We start from the raw sequence: 795 nt of genomic DNA, 5'->3' as shown, positions 1-795 counted from the left end.
GCCCACCCCCATGACGACCACCTGCGCCCGCTCTTTATCGCCCTCGGCGCCGCCGGGGCAGACCAACCCGAGCGACTGCACCAGAGCTGGGATCTTGGCAACCTCTACATGGGCAGCTATCGCTTCGGCTGAAGCTGACCGAGCAGGGACTCGGCCAGCGCATGGCTGGCCACATAGCTGTCGAGCAGGGCGCTGTCGCAGCGCCCGGCATTAAGCAGCGCCAGCCAGTGCTCCAGCATGGCGACAAACCCGCGCTGCTCCAGCATGGGGGTCCACTCCCCGCCGCCGATGGCCTGCACCGCCTTGCCGCGCGTCAGCCAACCGCGACTGCACTGCTCCACGTGCAGCGAGAGGTTCTCGGCATAACCGTCGATACGCTCCTCGGTAACGCCGGCACTGCGGTTCATGCTGCCCTGACACCAGCCATGCCGGGTGCGCCAACTGACGCTGACCCCGGCCAGCGCCCCCGGCTGCGCCGCCGCCCGAGCCAGCAGCCGCGCCTCCCCCTCCGGCCGGCCGCCGTAGTGACAGAGGCCGTCTAGCACATGGATAAAGTCATCGAAAAAGAAGCTGCGCGCCCCGCCGGGCAGGGCGTGGCGGTGCTTTTGCCAGATGAGTTCGGTGAGCGGCTGACGCCGTAGCTCGGCCAGCGCCGGCAGGTAGCGGCGGTTAAAGCCGACAAAAAGCGGCAGATCTCGCTGCATGGCCAGCTCGGCCAGCCGCTCCACCTCGGCGGCGGAGTCACACAGGGGCTTGTCGACAAACACCGGAATGCCCGCTTGCAGCGCCGCCTCG

The 795-nt window shown here is 68.6% G+C and carries 1 protein-coding gene and 1 pseudogene; one reads left to right on the top strand and one right to left on the bottom strand.

Translation table 11 applies throughout. The annotated features are described in order from the left end of the window. Positions 1 to 132, top strand: a pseudogene (locus BN1134_RS19725) (DODA-type extradiol aromatic ring-opening family dioxygenase); the annotation flags it as partial. Here the strand turns inward: BN1134_RS19725 and BN1134_RS10885 are convergent. Next, positions 117 to 795: Gfo/Idh/MocA family protein (locus BN1134_RS10885; protein ID WP_156991743.1), on the bottom strand; the 679-nt coding region annotated here is incomplete at its 5' end. The pseudogene BN1134_RS19725 and the gene BN1134_RS10885 overlap by 16 nt on opposite strands.

The organism is Aeromonas simiae (genome assembly GCF_000820125.1).
In the GTDB taxonomy this organism is placed as follows: domain Bacteria; phylum Pseudomonadota; class Gammaproteobacteria; order Enterobacterales; family Aeromonadaceae; genus Aeromonas; species Aeromonas simiae.
The sequence above is the reverse complement of the archived record's forward strand: the minus strand, read 5'-3'. Positions and strand labels throughout refer to the sequence as shown.